Origin of the sequence: Marinobacter sp. ELB17 (genome assembly GCF_000169375.1) — a bacterium.
Lineage (GTDB): Bacteria > Pseudomonadota > Gammaproteobacteria > Pseudomonadales > Oleiphilaceae > Marinobacter.
In genome coordinates, this window is the sequence record NZ_AAXY01000012.1 from 25,700 (window position 1) to 41,165 (window position 15,466).

General features: G+C 55.7%; 16 protein-coding genes. 11 read left to right on the top strand and 5 right to left on the bottom strand.

Annotation, left to right across the window (positions count from 1 at the left end):
- The first annotated feature begins 2 nt into the window (after positions 1-2).
- The 5 genes from mnmA (at position 3) to MELB17_RS14110 (ending at position 5,497) form a co-directional block, all read left to right on the top strand.
- Complete coding sequence (gene mnmA, locus MELB17_RS14090) at positions 3-1,211, top strand: tRNA 2-thiouridine(34) synthase MnmA (protein ID WP_157133311.1); 1,209 nt, start codon at positions 3-5, stop codon at positions 1,209-1,211.
- A complete protein-coding gene (gene hflD, locus MELB17_RS14095) occupies positions 1,208-1,834 on the top strand; it encodes a high frequency lysogenization protein HflD (protein WP_007350949.1) in 627 nt (208 codons plus the stop codon). Before mnmA ends, hflD begins: the two co-directional genes overlap by 4 nt.
- A 115-nt stretch (positions 1,835-1,949) precedes the next feature.
- Entirely contained in the window at positions 1,950-3,317 is a 1,368-nt protein-coding gene (gene purB, locus MELB17_RS14100; protein ID WP_007350950.1) for an adenylosuccinate lyase, read from the top strand.
- A 16-nt stretch (positions 3,318-3,333) separates the two neighbouring features.
- A complete protein-coding gene (locus tag MELB17_RS14105) occupies positions 3,334-4,485 on the top strand; it encodes a cupin domain-containing protein (RefSeq protein WP_007350951.1) in 1,152 nt (383 codons plus the stop codon).
- A gap of 19 nt (positions 4,486-4,504) precedes the next feature.
- A complete protein-coding gene (locus tag MELB17_RS14110; RefSeq protein ID WP_007350952.1) occupies positions 4,505-5,497 on the top strand; it encodes a GNAT family N-acetyltransferase in 993 nt (330 codons plus the stop codon).
- Positions 5,498-5,586: 89 nt separating this feature from the next.
- Here MELB17_RS14110 and MELB17_RS14115 read toward each other — a convergent pair whose 3' ends face one another.
- Positions 5,587-6,567 (bottom strand): LysR family transcriptional regulator, encoded by a 981-nt coding sequence (locus MELB17_RS14115; protein WP_007350953.1) that lies wholly within the window; start codon positions 6,565-6,567, stop codon positions 5,587-5,589.
- Positions 6,568-6,675: 108 nt separating this feature from the next.
- Between MELB17_RS14115 and MELB17_RS14120 the strand changes: the two genes are divergently transcribed.
- Positions 6,676-7,449: a hypothetical protein gene (locus MELB17_RS14120; RefSeq protein ID WP_007350954.1), complete on the top strand. Its 774-nt coding sequence runs from the start codon at positions 6,676-6,678 to the stop codon at positions 7,447-7,449.
- A 9-nt stretch (positions 7,450-7,458) separates the two neighbouring features.
- On the opposite strand, the gene MELB17_RS14125 is transcribed toward MELB17_RS14120, so the two are convergent.
- The gene (locus MELB17_RS14125; RefSeq protein ID WP_007350955.1) at positions 7,459-7,941 is read right to left on the bottom strand and encodes a glutathione peroxidase; all 483 of its coding nucleotides are present in this window, start codon (positions 7,939-7,941) and stop codon (positions 7,459-7,461) included.
- Between the two features lie 302 nt (positions 7,942-8,243).
- Between MELB17_RS14125 and MELB17_RS14130 the strand changes: the two genes are divergently transcribed.
- From MELB17_RS14130 to MELB17_RS14145, 5 genes are all read left to right on the top strand, one after another.
- On the top strand, positions 8,244-9,458 hold the full coding sequence (locus MELB17_RS14130; protein WP_007350956.1) for a pyridoxal phosphate-dependent aminotransferase: 1,215 nt from the start codon (positions 8,244-8,246) through the stop codon (positions 9,456-9,458).
- Positions 9,459-9,546: 88 nt separating this feature from the next.
- Complete coding sequence (htpX, locus tag MELB17_RS14135) at positions 9,547-10,428, top strand: protease HtpX (RefSeq protein ID WP_007350957.1); 882 nt, start codon at positions 9,547-9,549, stop codon at positions 10,426-10,428.
- Positions 10,429-10,448: 20 nt separating this feature from the next.
- On the top strand, positions 10,449-10,592 hold the full coding sequence (locus MELB17_RS25095) for a hypothetical protein (RefSeq protein WP_007350958.1): 144 nt from the start codon (positions 10,449-10,451) through the stop codon (positions 10,590-10,592).
- A gap of 90 nt (positions 10,593-10,682) precedes the next feature.
- Positions 10,683-11,576, top strand: coding sequence for a LysR family transcriptional regulator (locus tag MELB17_RS14140; RefSeq protein WP_227498917.1), 894 nt, complete (start codon positions 10,683-10,685; stop codon positions 11,574-11,576).
- Positions 11,577-11,666: 90 nt separating this feature from the next.
- Positions 11,667-12,008 carry a hypothetical protein gene (locus MELB17_RS14145; RefSeq protein ID WP_007350960.1) on the top strand — a complete coding sequence of 114 codons (342 nt, stop codon included), beginning with the start codon at positions 11,667-11,669 and terminating at the stop codon, positions 12,006-12,008.
- Between the two features lie 110 nt (positions 12,009-12,118).
- On the opposite strand, the gene pdxB is transcribed toward MELB17_RS14145, so the two are convergent.
- The 3 genes from pdxB to MELB17_RS14160 form a co-directional block, all read right to left on the bottom strand.
- A complete protein-coding gene (gene pdxB, locus MELB17_RS14150) occupies positions 12,119-13,285 on the bottom strand; it encodes a 4-phosphoerythronate dehydrogenase PdxB (protein ID WP_007350961.1) in 1,167 nt (388 codons plus the stop codon).
- Positions 13,286-13,416: 131 nt separating this feature from the next.
- Positions 13,417-14,808, bottom strand: coding sequence for a DEAD/DEAH box helicase (locus MELB17_RS14155; RefSeq protein ID WP_007350962.1), 1,392 nt, complete (start codon positions 14,806-14,808; stop codon positions 13,417-13,419).
- Complete coding sequence (locus MELB17_RS14160) at positions 14,805-15,434, bottom strand: elongation factor P hydroxylase (protein WP_157133312.1); 630 nt, start codon at positions 15,432-15,434, stop codon at positions 14,805-14,807. Before MELB17_RS14160 ends, MELB17_RS14155 begins: the two co-directional genes overlap by 4 nt.
- Positions 15,435-15,466 lie beyond the last annotated feature (32 nt).

A 15,466-nucleotide genomic window follows, 5' to 3' on the forward strand; every position in this document is an offset into this window, starting at 1 on the left:
TTATGACCGAGTTCCATACAGCCGCAAATACCATCCCGGGCACCGTCCCTAGCACTAGCCCAAACACGAGCCGCGTTATCGTCGGTATGTCCGGCGGTGTCGATTCCTCCGTTGCCGCCTGGCTGCTAAAAGAACAGGGTTATCAGGTAGAAGGCCTGTTCATGAAGAACTGGGACGAAGACGACGGCACCGAATATTGCACCGCCATGACCGACCTGGCCGATGCCCAGGCGGTGGCCGACCACATCGGTATAAAGCTGCATACCGCCAGCTTTGCGGCGGAGTACTGGGACCGGGTATTCGAGCATTTTCTCAGTGAATACAAAGCCGGTCGCACCCCAAATCCAGACATTCTGTGCAACAAGGAAGTGAAATTCCGCGCTTTTCTGGATTACGCGATAACACTGGGCGCCGACTACATTGCCACCGGACACTACACTCGCCAATGCCCGCTTGATGACGGTTCCGGCAAAGCTCAGCTACTCAAAGGCCTCGACGACAACAAAGATCAAAGCTATTTCCTGCACGCGGTATCCGGCGATCGCATTGCCCGCACTCTGTTCCCGGTGGGCGAACTTGAGAAGCCGGAAGTGCGCCGCATTGCCGAGGCGCAAGGGCTTGTTACCCACGATAAAAAAGATTCTACCGGCATCTGCTTTATTGGCGAGCGCAAGTTCACTGACTTCCTGAAGCAGTACCTGCCAGCCCAGCCCGGCACTATTGAAACACCAGAAGGCGACATTATTGGCCGCCATCAGGGCCTGATGTACCACACCATTGGCCAGCGCCAAGGCCTTGGTATTGGAGGATTGAACGGTTACAGCGATGAGCCCTGGTACGTAGCGGAAAAAGACCTGGCACGTAACGTATTGATTGCAGCTCAGGGTAAAAACCACCCGCTGCTGTTTTCCCGCGGCCTGGTGTCTGGCCCCGTCGATTGGGTTGCCGCTGAGGCTCCAAGCGCAAAGTTTCGCTGCATGGCCAAGACACGCTATCGCCAGCCTGATCAACTGTGCGAGGTAACCGTCATCGACGGTGGCGTCAAAGTGGTGTTCGACGACGCCCAGCGCGCAGTGACGCCTGGTCAATCGGCGGTATTTTACGACGGCGAGATTTGCTTGGGCGGCGGCGTAATTGAACACACCTGGCGCGATGGCGAACCACTGCCAGCACGCCTGACCACTGAGCCAACTGACGGGGTGCGGTCATGAGCCGCACACTTCACGACCAAACCCTGGCCCTGGCCGGCGTTTTTCAGGCCGCGAATCTGGTTACCCAGATTGCCCATGACGGTATTTGCGACGCAACCGACCTGGAAACCAGCCTACGTTCACTGTTCGCCACTGACCCGGCAACCACGCTGGACGTTTATGGCGGAGAACTGCGCGACTTGAGCCTGGGGCTAAATACGTTGATTCGCGTGCTCAGCGAGCAAAGCAAGCCCACCGACATCGAAATACTGCGCTACGTGCTGAACCTGATCCAGCTGGAGTCCAGACTCAACAGCAGCAAAGACATGATGTCGGTGCTGGGCAGCCGGATTGAGCAGGCACGTCACACTGCCAGTCATTTCGGTTATGTACACAGCAATCTGATTGGCAATCTGGCGTCAGTGTATACCGACACCATCAGCACTTACCGCCAGCGCATTCAAGTCGGCGGCACGCCGGCTATTCTGCAGCGGGAAGAAAACGCCGCTAAAATACGGGCGTTGCTGTTGGCCGGCATCCGCTCTGCGGTGCTCTGGCGGCAGACCGGCGGGCGCCGCTGGCAACTTATCTTTACCCGCAAAAACGTGATTGCCCACGCCCGCGAATTGCTGAAAACCGGATAGTGCCCTGTTTGGCTGATTCGCAAACCTGTTGAGCTGATTCCGACCGGCCGCTGGTGTATTATATCGTGCTGACTTTATACCGCCCCTTGCTTCAAACATTTTTGAGAGGTTTTCGATGGAACTCACCGCCCTGACCGCCATTTCCCCGGTGGACGGCCGCTACGGCAGCAAAGTTAGCGTTTTTCGCGACATTTTCAGTGAATATGGCCTGATCAGAAACCGCGTAACCGTCGAAATCCGCTGGCTACAAAAACTGGCTGCTCATCCGCAAGTTCAGGAAGTTCCCCTATTTTCTACTGAAGCAGACGCCGCCCTGAACGCCTTGGTTAGCGAATTCGGTGTGGCCGATGCCCAGCGCATAAAAGATATTGAACGCACCACCAATCACGATGTGAAAGCGGTGGAATACTTCATCAAAGAGAAAATCGCCGACAACGCCGAACTTCACGCGGTCACCGAATTTGTTCACTTTGCCTGCACCTCGGAAGACATCAACAACCTGTCCCACGCGTTGATGCTGCGCGAAGGCCTGGACAGCGGCATGCTGCCGGTGATGACAAAAGTCATAGACCAGATCGCCAAGCTGGCACACGACCACGCTGCCCAGCCCATGCTGTCGCGTACACACGGCCAAACCGCGTCGCCCTCTACCGTGGGTAAGGAGCTGGCCAACGTGGTACACCGCCTGCGGCGCCAGCTGGCGCAGATCAAAAACGTGGAATTGCTGGGCAAAATCAACGGCGCTGTGGGCAATTATAACGCTCATCTATCCGCCTATCCGGACATCGATTGGGCCGAAACCGCCAAGACGTTTATTGAAGGCCTGGGGCTGAATTTCAACCCGTACACCACCCAGATTGAGCCCCACGATTACATCGCCGAACTGTACGACGCGGTTGCCCGCTTCAACACCATTTTGATCGATTTGGACCGCGACATCTGGGGTTATATTTCTCTGGGCTATTTCAAGCAGAAAACAGTCGAAGGCGAAGTGGGTTCGTCCACCATGCCGCACAAAGTTAACCCCATTGACTTCGAAAACTCCGAAGGCAACCTGGGCATTGCCAACGCCTTGCTAAGCCATTTGTCAGCCAAGCTGCCAATCTCGCGCTGGCAGCGCGATCTGACCGACTCGACGGTGCTGCGCAACCTGGGAGTGGGGTTTGCCCACAGCCTTATTGCCTATGAATCTACCCTGAAAGGCCTGAGCAAGTTGGAGCTGAACGCGGCGCGCCTGGACGCCGACCTGAACCAGGCCTGGGAAGTTTTAGCGGAACCGATTCAGACCGTGATGCGCCGTTACAATATTGAAAAGCCTTACGAAAAGCTGAAAGCCTTGACCCGCGGCAAAACCATGAGCGCCGAGGTTATCCAAAGCTTTGTCAGCAGCCTGGACATTCCCGAGCAAGCCAAAGCCGAACTGATGGCGATGACACCCGGCAGCTACATTGGCAGCGCCATAGACCAAGCCCGCAACATCTGAACACCGGAGTAACACCATGGACATGCTTGGCGGAATAACCTCTGCAGAGTTTTTACGAGACTACTGGCAGAAAAAGCCTCTGGTTATCCGCCAAGCGCTTCCCGGCTTTGAAAGCCCCGTAACCGCCGACGAGCTGGCAGGGTTGGCCTGTGAAGAAACCGTAGAGTCGCGCATCGTGATTGAAGACGATGCCGGCAAACCCTGGCAAGTACATAACGGCCCGTTCAACGAAGAGCGTTTCAGCAAGCTGCCAGAGCAAAACTGGACCCTGCTGGTGCAGGGCCTTGACCACTGGGTGCCGGAAGTCGCCGATTTACTGGAGCACTTCCGCTTTGTACCCAACTGGCGGCTGGACGACATTATGGCCAGCTACGCGCCTAAAGGCGGCAGCGTAGGTCCCCATTACGATCAGTATGACGTGTTCCTGCTACAGGCCCAGGGCAACCGGCGCTGGACGTTCGGCGGTGAATGCGGCTCTAAGTCGCCGCGCCTGGAAGGCACACCGCTGCGTATTCTAAGTGACTGGCAGGGCCAAGAAACCGTGGTTTTAGAGCCGGGCGACATGCTGTACCTGCCGCCTGCCATTGGCCATCACGGAGTGGCCGAAGACGACTGTATTACTCTGTCAGTGGGCTTTCGCGCGCCCACGGTCGACGATTTGCTCACCGGCTTTACCGACTTCCTGTGCAACCAGCCCAATGCGGCCGAGCACATGAACGACCCGGATCTGGCGGTGCAGGACAATCCCGGCACCATCGCACCGGTGGTGATTGACCGCCTGGAAGCCTTGATACAGGAAAAAATAGGCGACCGGCGCAATCTCTCACTGTGGTTCGGCCAATTTTCCACCGCTCCAAAGAGCGTTGAAACTGTGGTGCCCGCCGATGAGCCTGCCGCCAGCGAAGACCTTCAAGCAGCGATACAGGCCGGGGAACAGGTTCGCTGGAACGAAGGTTCTCGCTTTGCCTTTCATGAACTCGACAACGAAACCGCACTGTTTGTAGACGGCGAGCAATACCTGCTGCGCGGCGATGCTCGCCCGTTTGCGCCGCTGCTGTGCGCTGGCGCCAGGGTAAACGTAAAGGCTTTGGCAGCGTTTGCCGAAGACGACGCTATACTTGGGCTGCTCACCAATCTTTACAATCAGGGTTCGATCTACTTCGAATAAACGGTCGCACGGGGCTCCGATGAATCTGCGCATTCGGAAATACAACTGGCACAGTGCACCGCCGCAAATCCGTGGCATTCGCCAGCGTGTATTTGTTGAGGAGCAGAACGTGCCACCAGAGCTGGAGTGGGACGTCACCGACCAAAGCAGCGAACACTTTCTGGTGGTGGTGGATGGCAATAAAGCCGCCGCCACAGCGCGCCTGTATGGCATTCCGGGCGCCACTGGCTTCATCGGGCGCATGGCGGTGCTGCCGCAATACCGCGGCAAACAGATTGGCCAGGCACTGTTGCAGCATCTGATTTGCCAAGGCGCGGTACACTACTCCCAGCTGCAGCTGTCGGCGCAGCAGCACGCTGTCGAATTTTATCAGCGTGCCGGTTTCCACCTCTGTTCAGACCAATATGACGATGCCGGCATAGCGCATTTTGATATGCGCTGCCTGGCGCCTTCTGTGCTGGCCGAAGATCTGGCGGCGGAACCGGCCGAGAAACGGCCTGGAATTCGCAAATATCCAATGAACCTTGGCGACGATTCGCGCAGCTGGCTGTTCGAGCGGCCGCAGCAACTGGTAGAGCTGATGCACAGCCTGGCGGGACAGGCCCGGCAGCGATTATGGCTGTACGACAACACGCTGGACTTCGACCTTTACGACCAGCCACGCTTTTGCGAGTTGGTGTCACGGATGGCCAGGCGTCATAGGCTTAGCGATGTCCGCCTACTGATTCAAGATGACAAAGCCCTGACTCAACGCCGGCACGGGCTGGTTGAGTTAATGCGGCGGCTGCCCAGCCGCATCGAACTTCGGCTGTTAAGCGATGCAACCCCACCAGAAAAAGAACCCTTTTTGCTGGCCGACCGCCAAGGTGTGCTTTATCGACATGAGTTTGGCGGCAGCCAAGGTTTTGCCAACTTTTCCGACGGCGGGCGGGTAAAAAGCCTGGAAGAGCGCTTCTTGCAGATGTGGAACGCAAGCCAGCGCTCCATGGAATTGCGGGTGCTTTCTCTCTAGCTTTTGACTCAGCCACAAGTGCCCTAATCTTTAAGGCAGCCGCGAGCGCTTTAAATCGCAAAACAGCCGTAGGCGCGCCATCTTTTGAATCAGCCGCGCTCGAAGGGTGTGCCGAACTCGGCAAACTCTGCGTCTACTTCTTCAGCCACCTCAGCGATCAGTCGGCGCAACCATTGGTGGTCGGCGTTGTGTTGCAGCAGAGGGCTCCAGGCCATTTTCAAATCAAATGGCGGGATGTCGAAGGGCGGCACTTTGGACACCAGGTTCGGGTTGTCGCGCTGGAGCCAAGCCGCCCGTGATGGCAGCGTGGCAATCAGATCGTGTTGCTCGGCCAGCAGCATGGCCACCTGATAGTGGCGGGTAAACACTGAAATCTGCCGTTTATGGCCAATCTTGGCCAGGGCCTCATCAACCCAGCCGAGGCGCTGCACATCTTTAGGATTCACCCCTACCCCCACGCCAAACCCGGTCTTACTGACCCAGATGTGGCTGGCCTGAAGATAGCTTTCCAGGGTAAACGATTGTTTCAAAATCGGGTTTTCAGCATTCATCAGGCAGGCAAAATATTCGCTCCACAGGGTTTTCTGGTGAAACGACTGGGGGATCTTGTCGAAGCGGTTAATGGCCATATCCAGCCTGCCCTGCTCCACATCCAGAAAACTGACGTCGCTAGGGGTTAATACATCCAGAGTCACCTGCGGAGCTTCCTGACGTAAACGCCGCAGTACTCGCGGCATCAGGCAGGACTCAGCGTAGTCACTGGCCATAATACGAAACACGCGCTGGCTGTTAATCGCGGAAAACGGGGTTTTATCCTGCATCACCTGCTCGATGCTGGACACAATCGAACGCACCACTGGCTGCAGCTCCCGGGCTCTTTCAGTGGCGGTCATGCCTTCGCTGGTGCGCACCAGCAAGGGGTCACCAAACAACTGGCGCAACCGTCGCAAGCCGTTACTCATGGCGGGCTGGGTAATGCCCAGATGATTGGCCGCCTTGGTTACATTGCACTCACGCAGCAGCACATCCAGGTATACCAGCAGGTTCAGGTCTACGCGGGAAATATCCAAGGCCTGCTCTCCTTCACATTTAAAAACATTCTTAAGGCGCTATTTCTGATACCCTTTTTATAACTACTAAACCTGCACTAGCTTGCCTACGGAGTCTCGTCGTAAGTCATGGAACCTTCAACACTTGTCCTGCTCTTAGCAGCCGTGGTTGCCATTGCGATTACTGTGGTCACCATCAGCCACCTGCGTGAAAAAGCCCGCATTCAGCGCATTCGCCGCATTGCCATGCTGGAAAAGAGCTACAAACTCGCCAATCGGCTTTTATCGGAACTGCCAGGCCAGTATCTGACCAGTGATTTGAAGCTGATCCTTATCAAACAAATGGAACACAGCTGCAATGGCCTGGCGACCCTGCACACAGCCCTGCCAATTGATCAACGGCGCGATGCGCTGGGCCAGCTGAAGCAGCAGATACGCGACGGTGCAGACAAAACAGTGCAGATGCACATAGATTTACCGCAAAAAGCCACCGCGGTCAAAGATCTACTGCAGAGCCTTTTCGCCCTATTAGAGACGATGCACAAGGCCGGCCGGTTGGACGCCGCCACAGCGCGGAAGAACCTGAAATACGTGCTGTTTCTGGTGCACAAAACCCATACTGATCTGCATGTTTTTCAGGCTCGGGATTGTGTGCGCCAGAACGAAATACGTAAAGCCATTCACGCATACCATCTGGCCAGCACCGAAATGGGCAAATCTGCGGATAATCCCGTGGCCATGAAAGCCGTGAAAAGCTTCCGCACCCGCATCAAGGAACTGGAGGCGCTGACCGGCACAGAGACTGACAACGCAAGCCTTGACGCTCACCGCAAGCAGGATAAAGAGTGGGATAGCGTTCTGGAAGACGACAGCTGGAAGAAAAAAACCAACTACGACGATTAAAAGGGGCACCTAACCCAGCGCCTTTTCGATGTCGGCACGAATCTCGGCAGGCTTGGTGGTGGGAGGGTAGCGCTTGAGCACCTCGCCGTCGCGATTCACCAGAAACTTGGTAAAGTTCCACTTTACTTGCTTGGACCCCAGCAGCCCCGAGGCTTCATGCTTTAGATAGCGGTAAAGCGGATGTGTGTTATCGCCGTTTACCTCAACTTTCGCAAACATCGGAAAGCTGACTCCGTAGTTCAGCGAACAAAACTGTCCGATGCTGTCGTTGCTGCCTGGATCCTGATTCATAAACTGATTGCAGGGAAAACCCAGCACTTCCAGGCCCCGATCAGCCAGGTCGCTATAAAGCGACTGCAGACCCTCAAACTGTGGCGTGAAACCGCATTTGCTGGCGGTGTTCACAATCAGCAAGACTTTGCCCTGGTAAACAGCCATGCTTTGGGCGTTACCGCGAATGTCTGCTACCTCAAAATCGTATATGCCGGCCATCGCGCTGTTCCTTCTATCTGAAATACAGTGGAATATTATCTAAAATACGGTGAACTACTAGGGAACTTTGTCGAACACCAAGTTTAGCACTCGTTGCCAGCCTGCGGGCAGATTACTATTTCACAAGCAACCGCGGAATCTGCCGTAACCCAGTGTCCCGTCTGGCTAATAGCCAGACGGGACACTGGCACTATTCATCATAATTCAACTGTTGTTCAGGGCTCCCGCTCCATTAGAATAGAAAGCGACTTCCTGATTTTTTTATTCGCCGCAACATACGTCAAAGAAAGGATAGACTGGGCATGCAGAATTATCACAAATCCACCAAACTGGACAATGTGTGCTACGACATACGCGGCGTGGTTCTGCGTGAAGCGCGGCGCCTGGAAGAAGAAGGCCATCGCGTACTGAAGCTGAATATCGGCAACCCGGCCAGCTTTGAGCTCGATGTACCTGAAGAAATTCAGCAAGATGTCATCTACAACATGCACCTGGCCCAGGGCTATGTGGAATCCAAAGGCCTGTTTTCCGCGCGCAAAGCGGTGATGCACTATTGCCAGCAGCGCGGCATCGACAAAGTCGACATTGATGACATTTACCTGGGCAACGGGGTCAGCGAACTGATCGTAATGTCTATGCAGGCCATGCTCAATACCGGCGACGAAGTGTTGATCCCGGCACCTGATTACCCGCTGTGGACCGCCGCGGTAGCGCTTTCCAGCGGCAAGCCCGTGCATTATCACTGCGATGAACAGCAGGGCTGGTTTCCGGATATTGATGACATCCGCCGCAAAATCACCAAACGCACCCGGGCGATTGTGTTGATTAACCCCAACAACCCTACAGGCGCAGTCTATTCCACCGAGGTGCTGCACCAAGTGATTGAGCTGGCGCGGGCCCACAACCTGATCATTTTATCTGACGAGATTTACGACAAGATTCTTTACGATGGCGTGACGCATGTTTCTACCGCGTCCCTCGCCGATGACGTGCTATTTTTCACCTACAACGGCCTGTCGAAAAATTATCGTGCTGCAGGCTATCGATCCGGCTGGATGATCATCAGCGGCGCCAAACACAAAGCCACCGACCTGGTTGAGGGCATCGAAATGCTCTCGAACATGCGCCTGTGCGCCAACGTACCAGCCCAGTTGGCCATCCAGACGGCTTTGGGTGGCTATCAATCCATCAACGATCTGGTGATTCCCGGCGGCCGCCTGTTCGAGCAGCGCCAGGCGGCGTGGGAATTGCTCAACGACATTCCCGGCGTCAGTTGCGTAAAGCCCCAGGGTGCACTCTACTTGTTCCCCAAACTGGATCCCAAGCGCTACCCCATCGTCAACGATGAGAAACTGGTACTGGACCTGCTGATTCAGGAAAAGATACTGCTGGTGCAGGGTTCCGCTTTTAATGTAAAAGACAGACAGCATCTGCGGGTTGTTTTCCTTCCGCGCAAAGACACTCTGGCCGATGCCGTGGGCCGCCTGGGGCGATTCCTGGAACAATACAAGCAGTAAGGCTGTCTCCTCTTCTGGCCGGCCTGATTCACAGGCCTTTTTATAGGCACATTCGCAGGCACGGGTCCATTCACAAGAGAAGGAAGCTATGAGAATACTGCTGTTTCTGGCCACCAACCTGGCGGTAATCCTGGTGGCCAGTTTCACTTTGAGATTACTGGGCGTAGACAACTATCTGGCCCAGAACGGTATTGATTACAGCTCTCTGCTGGTGTTTGCGGCCTTATTTGGCTTTGCCGGCTCCCTTATATCGCTGCTGATTTCAAAACCCATGGCGAAATGGAGCACCAAAGCCCGGGTGATTGACACACCGCGCGCACCGGTGGAGCGATGGTTACTGGAAACCGTAGCGGAGCTGGCCAAAAACGCCGGTGTTGGCATGCCTGAAGTGGCCATTTTCCCCGCCAGCCAGTCCAACGCTTTTGCCACCGGCTGGAATAAAAACAAAGCGTTGGTGGCGGTCAGTGAGGGCCTGCTCAGCCGGTTCAGCAAAGACGAGGTTCGCGCTGTGGTGGGCCATGAAATCGGCCACGTAGCCAACGGCGACATGGTGACCCTGGCGTTGATTCAGGGCGTGGTAAACACCTTTGTTATTTTCGCAGCGCGAGTTATTGGCTCCTTTGTCGACCGCGTGGTGTTCAAGAATCAAAGCGGCCACGGTATGGGCTTCTTTATTGTCAGCATGGTGGCAGAGCTTGTTTTAGGCATCCTGGCCAGCACCATTGTGTTCTGGTTCTCCCGCCGCCGGGAATTTCGCGCCGACATCGCCGGCGCCCAACTGGCAGGCCGCGCAGCCATGATCAGTGCCCTGAGACGACTGAAACAGGAAAGCCAAGTACCAGACCAGATGCCCGATACCCTGCAGGCGTTTGCCATCAACCGGGCCCATCGGAGTGGCCTGAGTGCTTTGTTCATGACCCACCCGCCGCTAGAACGGCGCATCGAGGCGTTACAGCAGGCCAAACTTTAAAAAAAGTATAAATACTCCCTATGCTCAACAAGCGGGGCGTGAACAGTAAAAGCAGTAAAGACCCGTTGATAAGCCACGACGAGATACCAGCAGGCAGCGACGACCCGCGGCTGAACGTGTTGCACAAGTCGATCCGCTTTGGCTACGTGTGCTGGCAATACTGATAGACGTGGAAGACATTCTCAGGCGTTTGGTGCGTATCAAAACCTGACCTTACAGCGGAGGCAACTCTGAACAATCTGAATCTGCGCCATCTGCATTATTTTTGGGTGATTTCCCGCCTGGGCTCTGTGGTAGCCGCAGCCGATCATCTTGAGCTGACACCGCAAACGCTCAGCGGCCAACTGGCAAGCCTGGAGGCACAGCTGGGCGGTGCTCTGTTCCACCGCGCCAACCGGGCTTTGCAACTCACCGATTTTGGACATACCGTGTTCAGCTACGCCGACGAAATGTTCAAGACTGCACAGGCGCTGTCTGATCTGGTGAGCAAGCCTGCCCAGGATCGCCCGCTGCGACTGACAGTGGGTATCTGCGCCTCGATTCATAAGTTGATCGCCTATCGTTTGCTGAAACCGGCGCTGGAACTGCCGCGCACTGTAAAGCTGCGCTGCCAGACCGGTGACCTCTCACAACTTTTGAAATGCCTGCACCAGCGCTCTCTTGACGTCATACTCAGCGACCGCCCGCCTGCGGATAAAGACGCGCCCCAGGTGCGCTGCTACGCATTAAGCCGCTCCTCCATGTCGCTGTTTGCGGTACCCGAGCTGGCCCTACGTCTGGCCAGTGATTTTCCCCAAAGCCTGAATCATCAGCCGTTTTTGGCCACCGCTCTGGATGCACCTTACATCACTGAGCTGAAAAACTGGTTTGCCAGTCGCAACATCGCGGTCAATGTCGTGGCAGAAGTTGACGACAGCGCCCTGATCAAAGTCTTCGGCCACCAGGGTGTGGGCTATTTCGCTGCACCTACGGCGATCTGCGACGAAGTATGCCGGCAATATCGGGTTGCTCACATTGCCACCATTAACGAGGTTCAGGACACGCTGTTCGCCATCACCCGCGACCACGGCAGCCACGATGCCGCGGTGCAGGCCATTATTGAAGGACCTATGGCCACCGTGGAAAGCATCGAAAATTCCGATGCATAAGGCCGAAGAAACTTTATTTTTTTCGAGTCGTACTTAATGGATGATCAAGTCGTACACCATGCAACGTGCACCACACCAGGAGTGGCGATCATGAAAACGATCCATAAGTTTCGACTTGAAGGCGGTAAGGTTATCAACACCCTGAAATTGCGGGAGGGCTACAGAGCGGTGCGCTGCGAGTACGTAGTGCCCGACAAGTGCGTATACCTGTGGGTTGAACAGCCATTGAATGTTGACATTGCAACGGTGGTGCGGCAGTTCGTTGTGACGTTTTCAGGAGACCCGGTACCCATCCACTACAGCTATGTAGACACCGCCATCGACACGCTGGGCGCCGAAGCCTATCACGTGTTCGAAGTGTCCGGGGCGGCTACCGGCGAGATGCTGGCCAAGGGAGAAGTGCACGCCGAACCTCAGGCTGCCGCGCGCTAAGGCGCCGCTTTTAAACAGTGGCCGTCGGGATTGGTCTGCAGGATTCGACCTTAGCAAAACCAAAACAGGACTTAATGAGCCTGTTTTGGTTTTGAGCGGTAAAGCGGACGTCAGATATTGACTTTGAATCCCAGCGAGCGAAACTGCTCTCCCATGGATTTACTGCTGCCCTTAAGCTGGATTTTCAGACTGGAACATTCACGGCGCACCGGATATTCCTTGCGAAGCCGATCAAAGGCTTGGGCGCGCTGCTGTTCGTCGCCCGCCATGCTCAGCCGTAAGCGAGCGTCGTCACGGCGCGGATCGTAGCAGTTATGCAAAGCCAGCTGTATCGCATCATCGCCGGCGCTGCTGGTGAATGCCAGCTTACTTAGGGGAGGCTGGGGCAAATACTGGCCTGCCTGTTTGCGCACGGGCAGGCCAAGAAAGCGGGACAGCGCCCGGTATATGGTTTCGGTGCCATGCACTTTGCCTTCCAGGCTGTAACCGGCAATGTGCGGCGTGCCCAACCAAACCTGCTGCAGCAGCTGCGGGTCTATCTTAGGTTCATTTTCCCACACGTCCAGCACGACCGTGGGGGCATCTGGCTGCTGCAGCCGGGCAAGCAAAGCTGCGTTGTTGATCACTTCACCTCGCCCGCTGTTGATCAGTAGTTGACCGGACCCTAGTGTCGCAAGCTCTTGCGCACCCAACAGGTGATAGGTTGGGTGCTCTCCATCGCGGGTTAGCGGGGTGTGCAGCGTTACCAAATCACACTCAAGCGCCTGCTCAAGGCTGGAAAATTCGGTCGCGCTTGGCTCGTCCAGCCCGTCGAACTGGGCCTGCTGCCTTGGCGGATCGCACAGAACAACGGTAAAGCCCAAGCGTTCCAGCCTTTGCGCCAGTAACCCGCCAACGTTGCCAGCCCCCACAATACCAACACTCTGGCGCGCCCAGTTGCTAAGCCCGCGCCTAGATGCGTGCAACGAAGCTACAGCCAGAACGTACTCAACCACGCTGTTGGCATTGCAGCCGGGGGCGGCGCAAAAATGGATGCCCTGGGATTCTAGCCAGAACTGATCAACATGGTCGGTACCAATGGTGGTGGTACCCACAAAACGCACCCGGCTGCCTTCCAGCAAGTCGCGATTTACCCGGGTAACCGAACGCACCAGCAACACATCGGCGTCGCGCACCTGGTCAGGGCTGAGCTCTCGGCCGTTGACCCGGCGAATGTCACCAAAATCGGAAAAAAACGAGTCCAGTAACGGAATGTTTTCGTCTGCAACAATCAACATGCCGGTCGTCCGCCTTTTTATCTATACTGGTATGTGTCTAAACCGCTGCGTCTAAAACGTTATCTCTGAGCTTTTGTGTCCAGCGTCTCTATCCGAGCTGTGTTCAGGTCTCTCCAAAAAGTGCGCCTGAATCAGCTTCTGCGCGGCCGGCTATTGCCACTGCGGTTGCCACTGCTACGGTTACCGGTCGGGCGCGTGCCCTGTGGCCGACGACCGCGTTTGCGGGCGATCGGGGCGTTGTCCATCGGCACCATCAAAGCTTCGTCCGGAACCTCGTTGGCAAGCTTCTGACCGATGTACTTTTCAATCGCCGGCAGGGCGAAGGAATCGTCTTCGCCGGCAAAGCTGATAGACACACCGGTGCTGCCGGCACGACCGGTACGACCGATACGGTGTACGTAATCTTCGGCGTTATCTGGCAGGTTATAGTTGAACACATGGGTTACGCCGTTAACGTGAATACCACGGCCTGCGACGTCTGTAGCCACCAGCACCTGAATGCTGCCGGCCTTGAACTGCTCAAGGGTTTTCAGGCGTTTGGCCTGGGCAATCTCGCCAGACATCAGCGAAACAGATACCCCCTGATTGCGCAGGTCTTCTTCCAAATCACGGCACTGGTCACGGCGATTGGCGAACACCAGTGCCTTGTCCACTTCCGGGCGTTTCAGATAATTCACCAGCACCCTCAGTTTTTCATCATCGCCGACCAGGTACACGGTCTGTTCAACCCGCTCGGCGGTTTTCTGCTCCGGCTCAATTTCCACAAACTCGGCGCTTTGGGTCCACATAGATGCAAGATTCAGTACATCCTGGTTAAACGTCGCGCTGAACAACAGCGTTTGGCGATCTTCCTTTGGCGTACACTTGCGGATGATGCGTTTAACATCCGGAATGAAGCCCATGTCGAGCATGCGGTCGGCTTCGTCAAGAATCAGAATATCGATTTGGTCGAGAAACACGTCCTGGGAGCCCAGAAAATCGATCAGCCGGCCTGGCGTTGCCACCAGAATATCCACGACTTCGTTCTGTAACTGATCACGCTGCTTGTCGTAGTGCATACCGCCAACCACGGTCACGACTTTATGGCCGGTGTGGGCACACAACTGCTCAGCGTCTTTGGCGATCTGCATCGCCAACTCGCGGGTGGGCGCCAGCGCCAGAACCCGCGGCTCCGAGGCAAAGCGTTTGCTGTCTTCAATCGGGGTTTCCAGCATGGTCTGGATCGCGGTAATCAGAAATGCTGCGGTTTTACCGGTGCCGGTCTGGGCCTGGCCGATCAGGTCCTGGCAGGCCAGGGTCCAGGGCAGGGTTTCGGCCTGTATCGGGGTGCAGTATTCAAAGCCTATGGCGGCAATGGCCTGCTGCAGGCGATGATCCAGATTCAGATCGCTAAAACGCAAATCAGAGGTGTGGCTTCGATCAGTAGTAGGACTGTCAATAACGGGACTGTCACTAGCACTGGATATGTCGTTATCAACAGTAGACGTCGGGTTGCTGTCAGTAGGATTATTATCAATGGTCATACAGTTTCGGTGTCCTTGGTATTCCGGGAGTCAGAACCGACAGCCGCCCATAATGGCGCAACTCGCCGTGCATCTTTTTGCAAGGCCTCTGTAAGCGAGCCCTCGGTTCCATAAAAACGCATTAGCGCGTGTAAAAAATCCGCTGCACGGCAGGGTATGCTGCTGTTGAAGCCGCTCAGGGGTATATTCTTAAATCCGCCCGCACCGGCATCAGAATCATCCTGTGCAAGATACGCTATCGCCTGGCAAGCAACCCGGCGGGCAAACAGTTGCGGGTCGGCCGCGCCCTGCCCCGCCAGGTTGTCAACGCTGATATGAAAGCGCCAGTCACAGGCCAAAGCAAACAGCCATTCCAAAGCCTGGGGTTTTACCTCAACCTGTTCGAAAGCGCACTGCTGCACACGACTGCGACCGTCAGGGCAATACCAGTAGCCGTAATCTTGCAGTGTGCGGCGGTATTCACCGGCAATGCACCAATGACTGATTTCGTGCAAGGCGCTGGAAAAATAACCGTGGGCAAAGATCACCTGTGCCGGGCCTGGGCCAGCAGGCAAATACTCCGGTTCGTTGTCGCCACGCACCAGAGTAGTCTGGCAAGGCTGACCGAACAAACCATTAAATAGCATGATAATATCGTTTGAGCAGTGCATCATTGGGG

Bases quoted from the DNA above. Each gene is read 5' to 3' on its own strand.
- MELB17_RS14145 (WP_007350960.1), top strand. From the start codon at position 11,667: ATGAAAACGATCCATAAGTTTCGACTTGAAGGCGGTAAGGTTATCAAC.
- MELB17_RS14155 (WP_007350962.1), bottom strand. From the start codon at position 14,808: ATGACCATTGATAATAATCCTACTGACAGCAACCCGACGTCTACTGTT.
- MELB17_RS14130 (WP_007350956.1), top strand. From the start codon at position 8,244: ATGCAGAATTATCACAAATCCACCAAACTGGACAATGTGTGCTACGAC.
- MELB17_RS14160 (WP_157133312.1), bottom strand. From the start codon at position 15,434: ATGCTATTTAATGGTTTGTTCGGTCAGCCTTGCCAGACTACTCTGGTG.
- MELB17_RS14125 (WP_007350955.1), bottom strand. From the start codon at position 7,941: ATGGCCGGCATATACGATTTTGAGGTAGCAGACATTCGCGGTAACGCC.
- hflD (WP_007350949.1), top strand. From the start codon at position 1,208: ATGAGCCGCACACTTCACGACCAAACCCTGGCCCTGGCCGGCGTTTTT.
- mnmA (WP_157133311.1), top strand. From the start codon at position 3: ATGACCGAGTTCCATACAGCCGCAAATACCATCCCGGGCACCGTCCCT.
- pdxB (WP_007350961.1), bottom strand. From the start codon at position 13,285: ATGTTGATTGTTGCAGACGAAAACATTCCGTTACTGGACTCGTTTTTT.
- MELB17_RS14110 (WP_007350952.1), top strand. From the start codon at position 4,505: ATGAATCTGCGCATTCGGAAATACAACTGGCACAGTGCACCGCCGCAA.
- MELB17_RS25095 (WP_007350958.1), top strand. From the start codon at position 10,449: ATGCTCAACAAGCGGGGCGTGAACAGTAAAAGCAGTAAAGACCCGTTG.
- purB (WP_007350950.1), top strand. From the start codon at position 1,950: ATGGAACTCACCGCCCTGACCGCCATTTCCCCGGTGGACGGCCGCTAC.
- htpX (WP_007350957.1), top strand. From the start codon at position 9,547: ATGAGAATACTGCTGTTTCTGGCCACCAACCTGGCGGTAATCCTGGTG.
- MELB17_RS14105 (WP_007350951.1), top strand. From the start codon at position 3,334: ATGGACATGCTTGGCGGAATAACCTCTGCAGAGTTTTTACGAGACTAC.
- MELB17_RS14120 (WP_007350954.1), top strand. From the start codon at position 6,676: ATGGAACCTTCAACACTTGTCCTGCTCTTAGCAGCCGTGGTTGCCATT.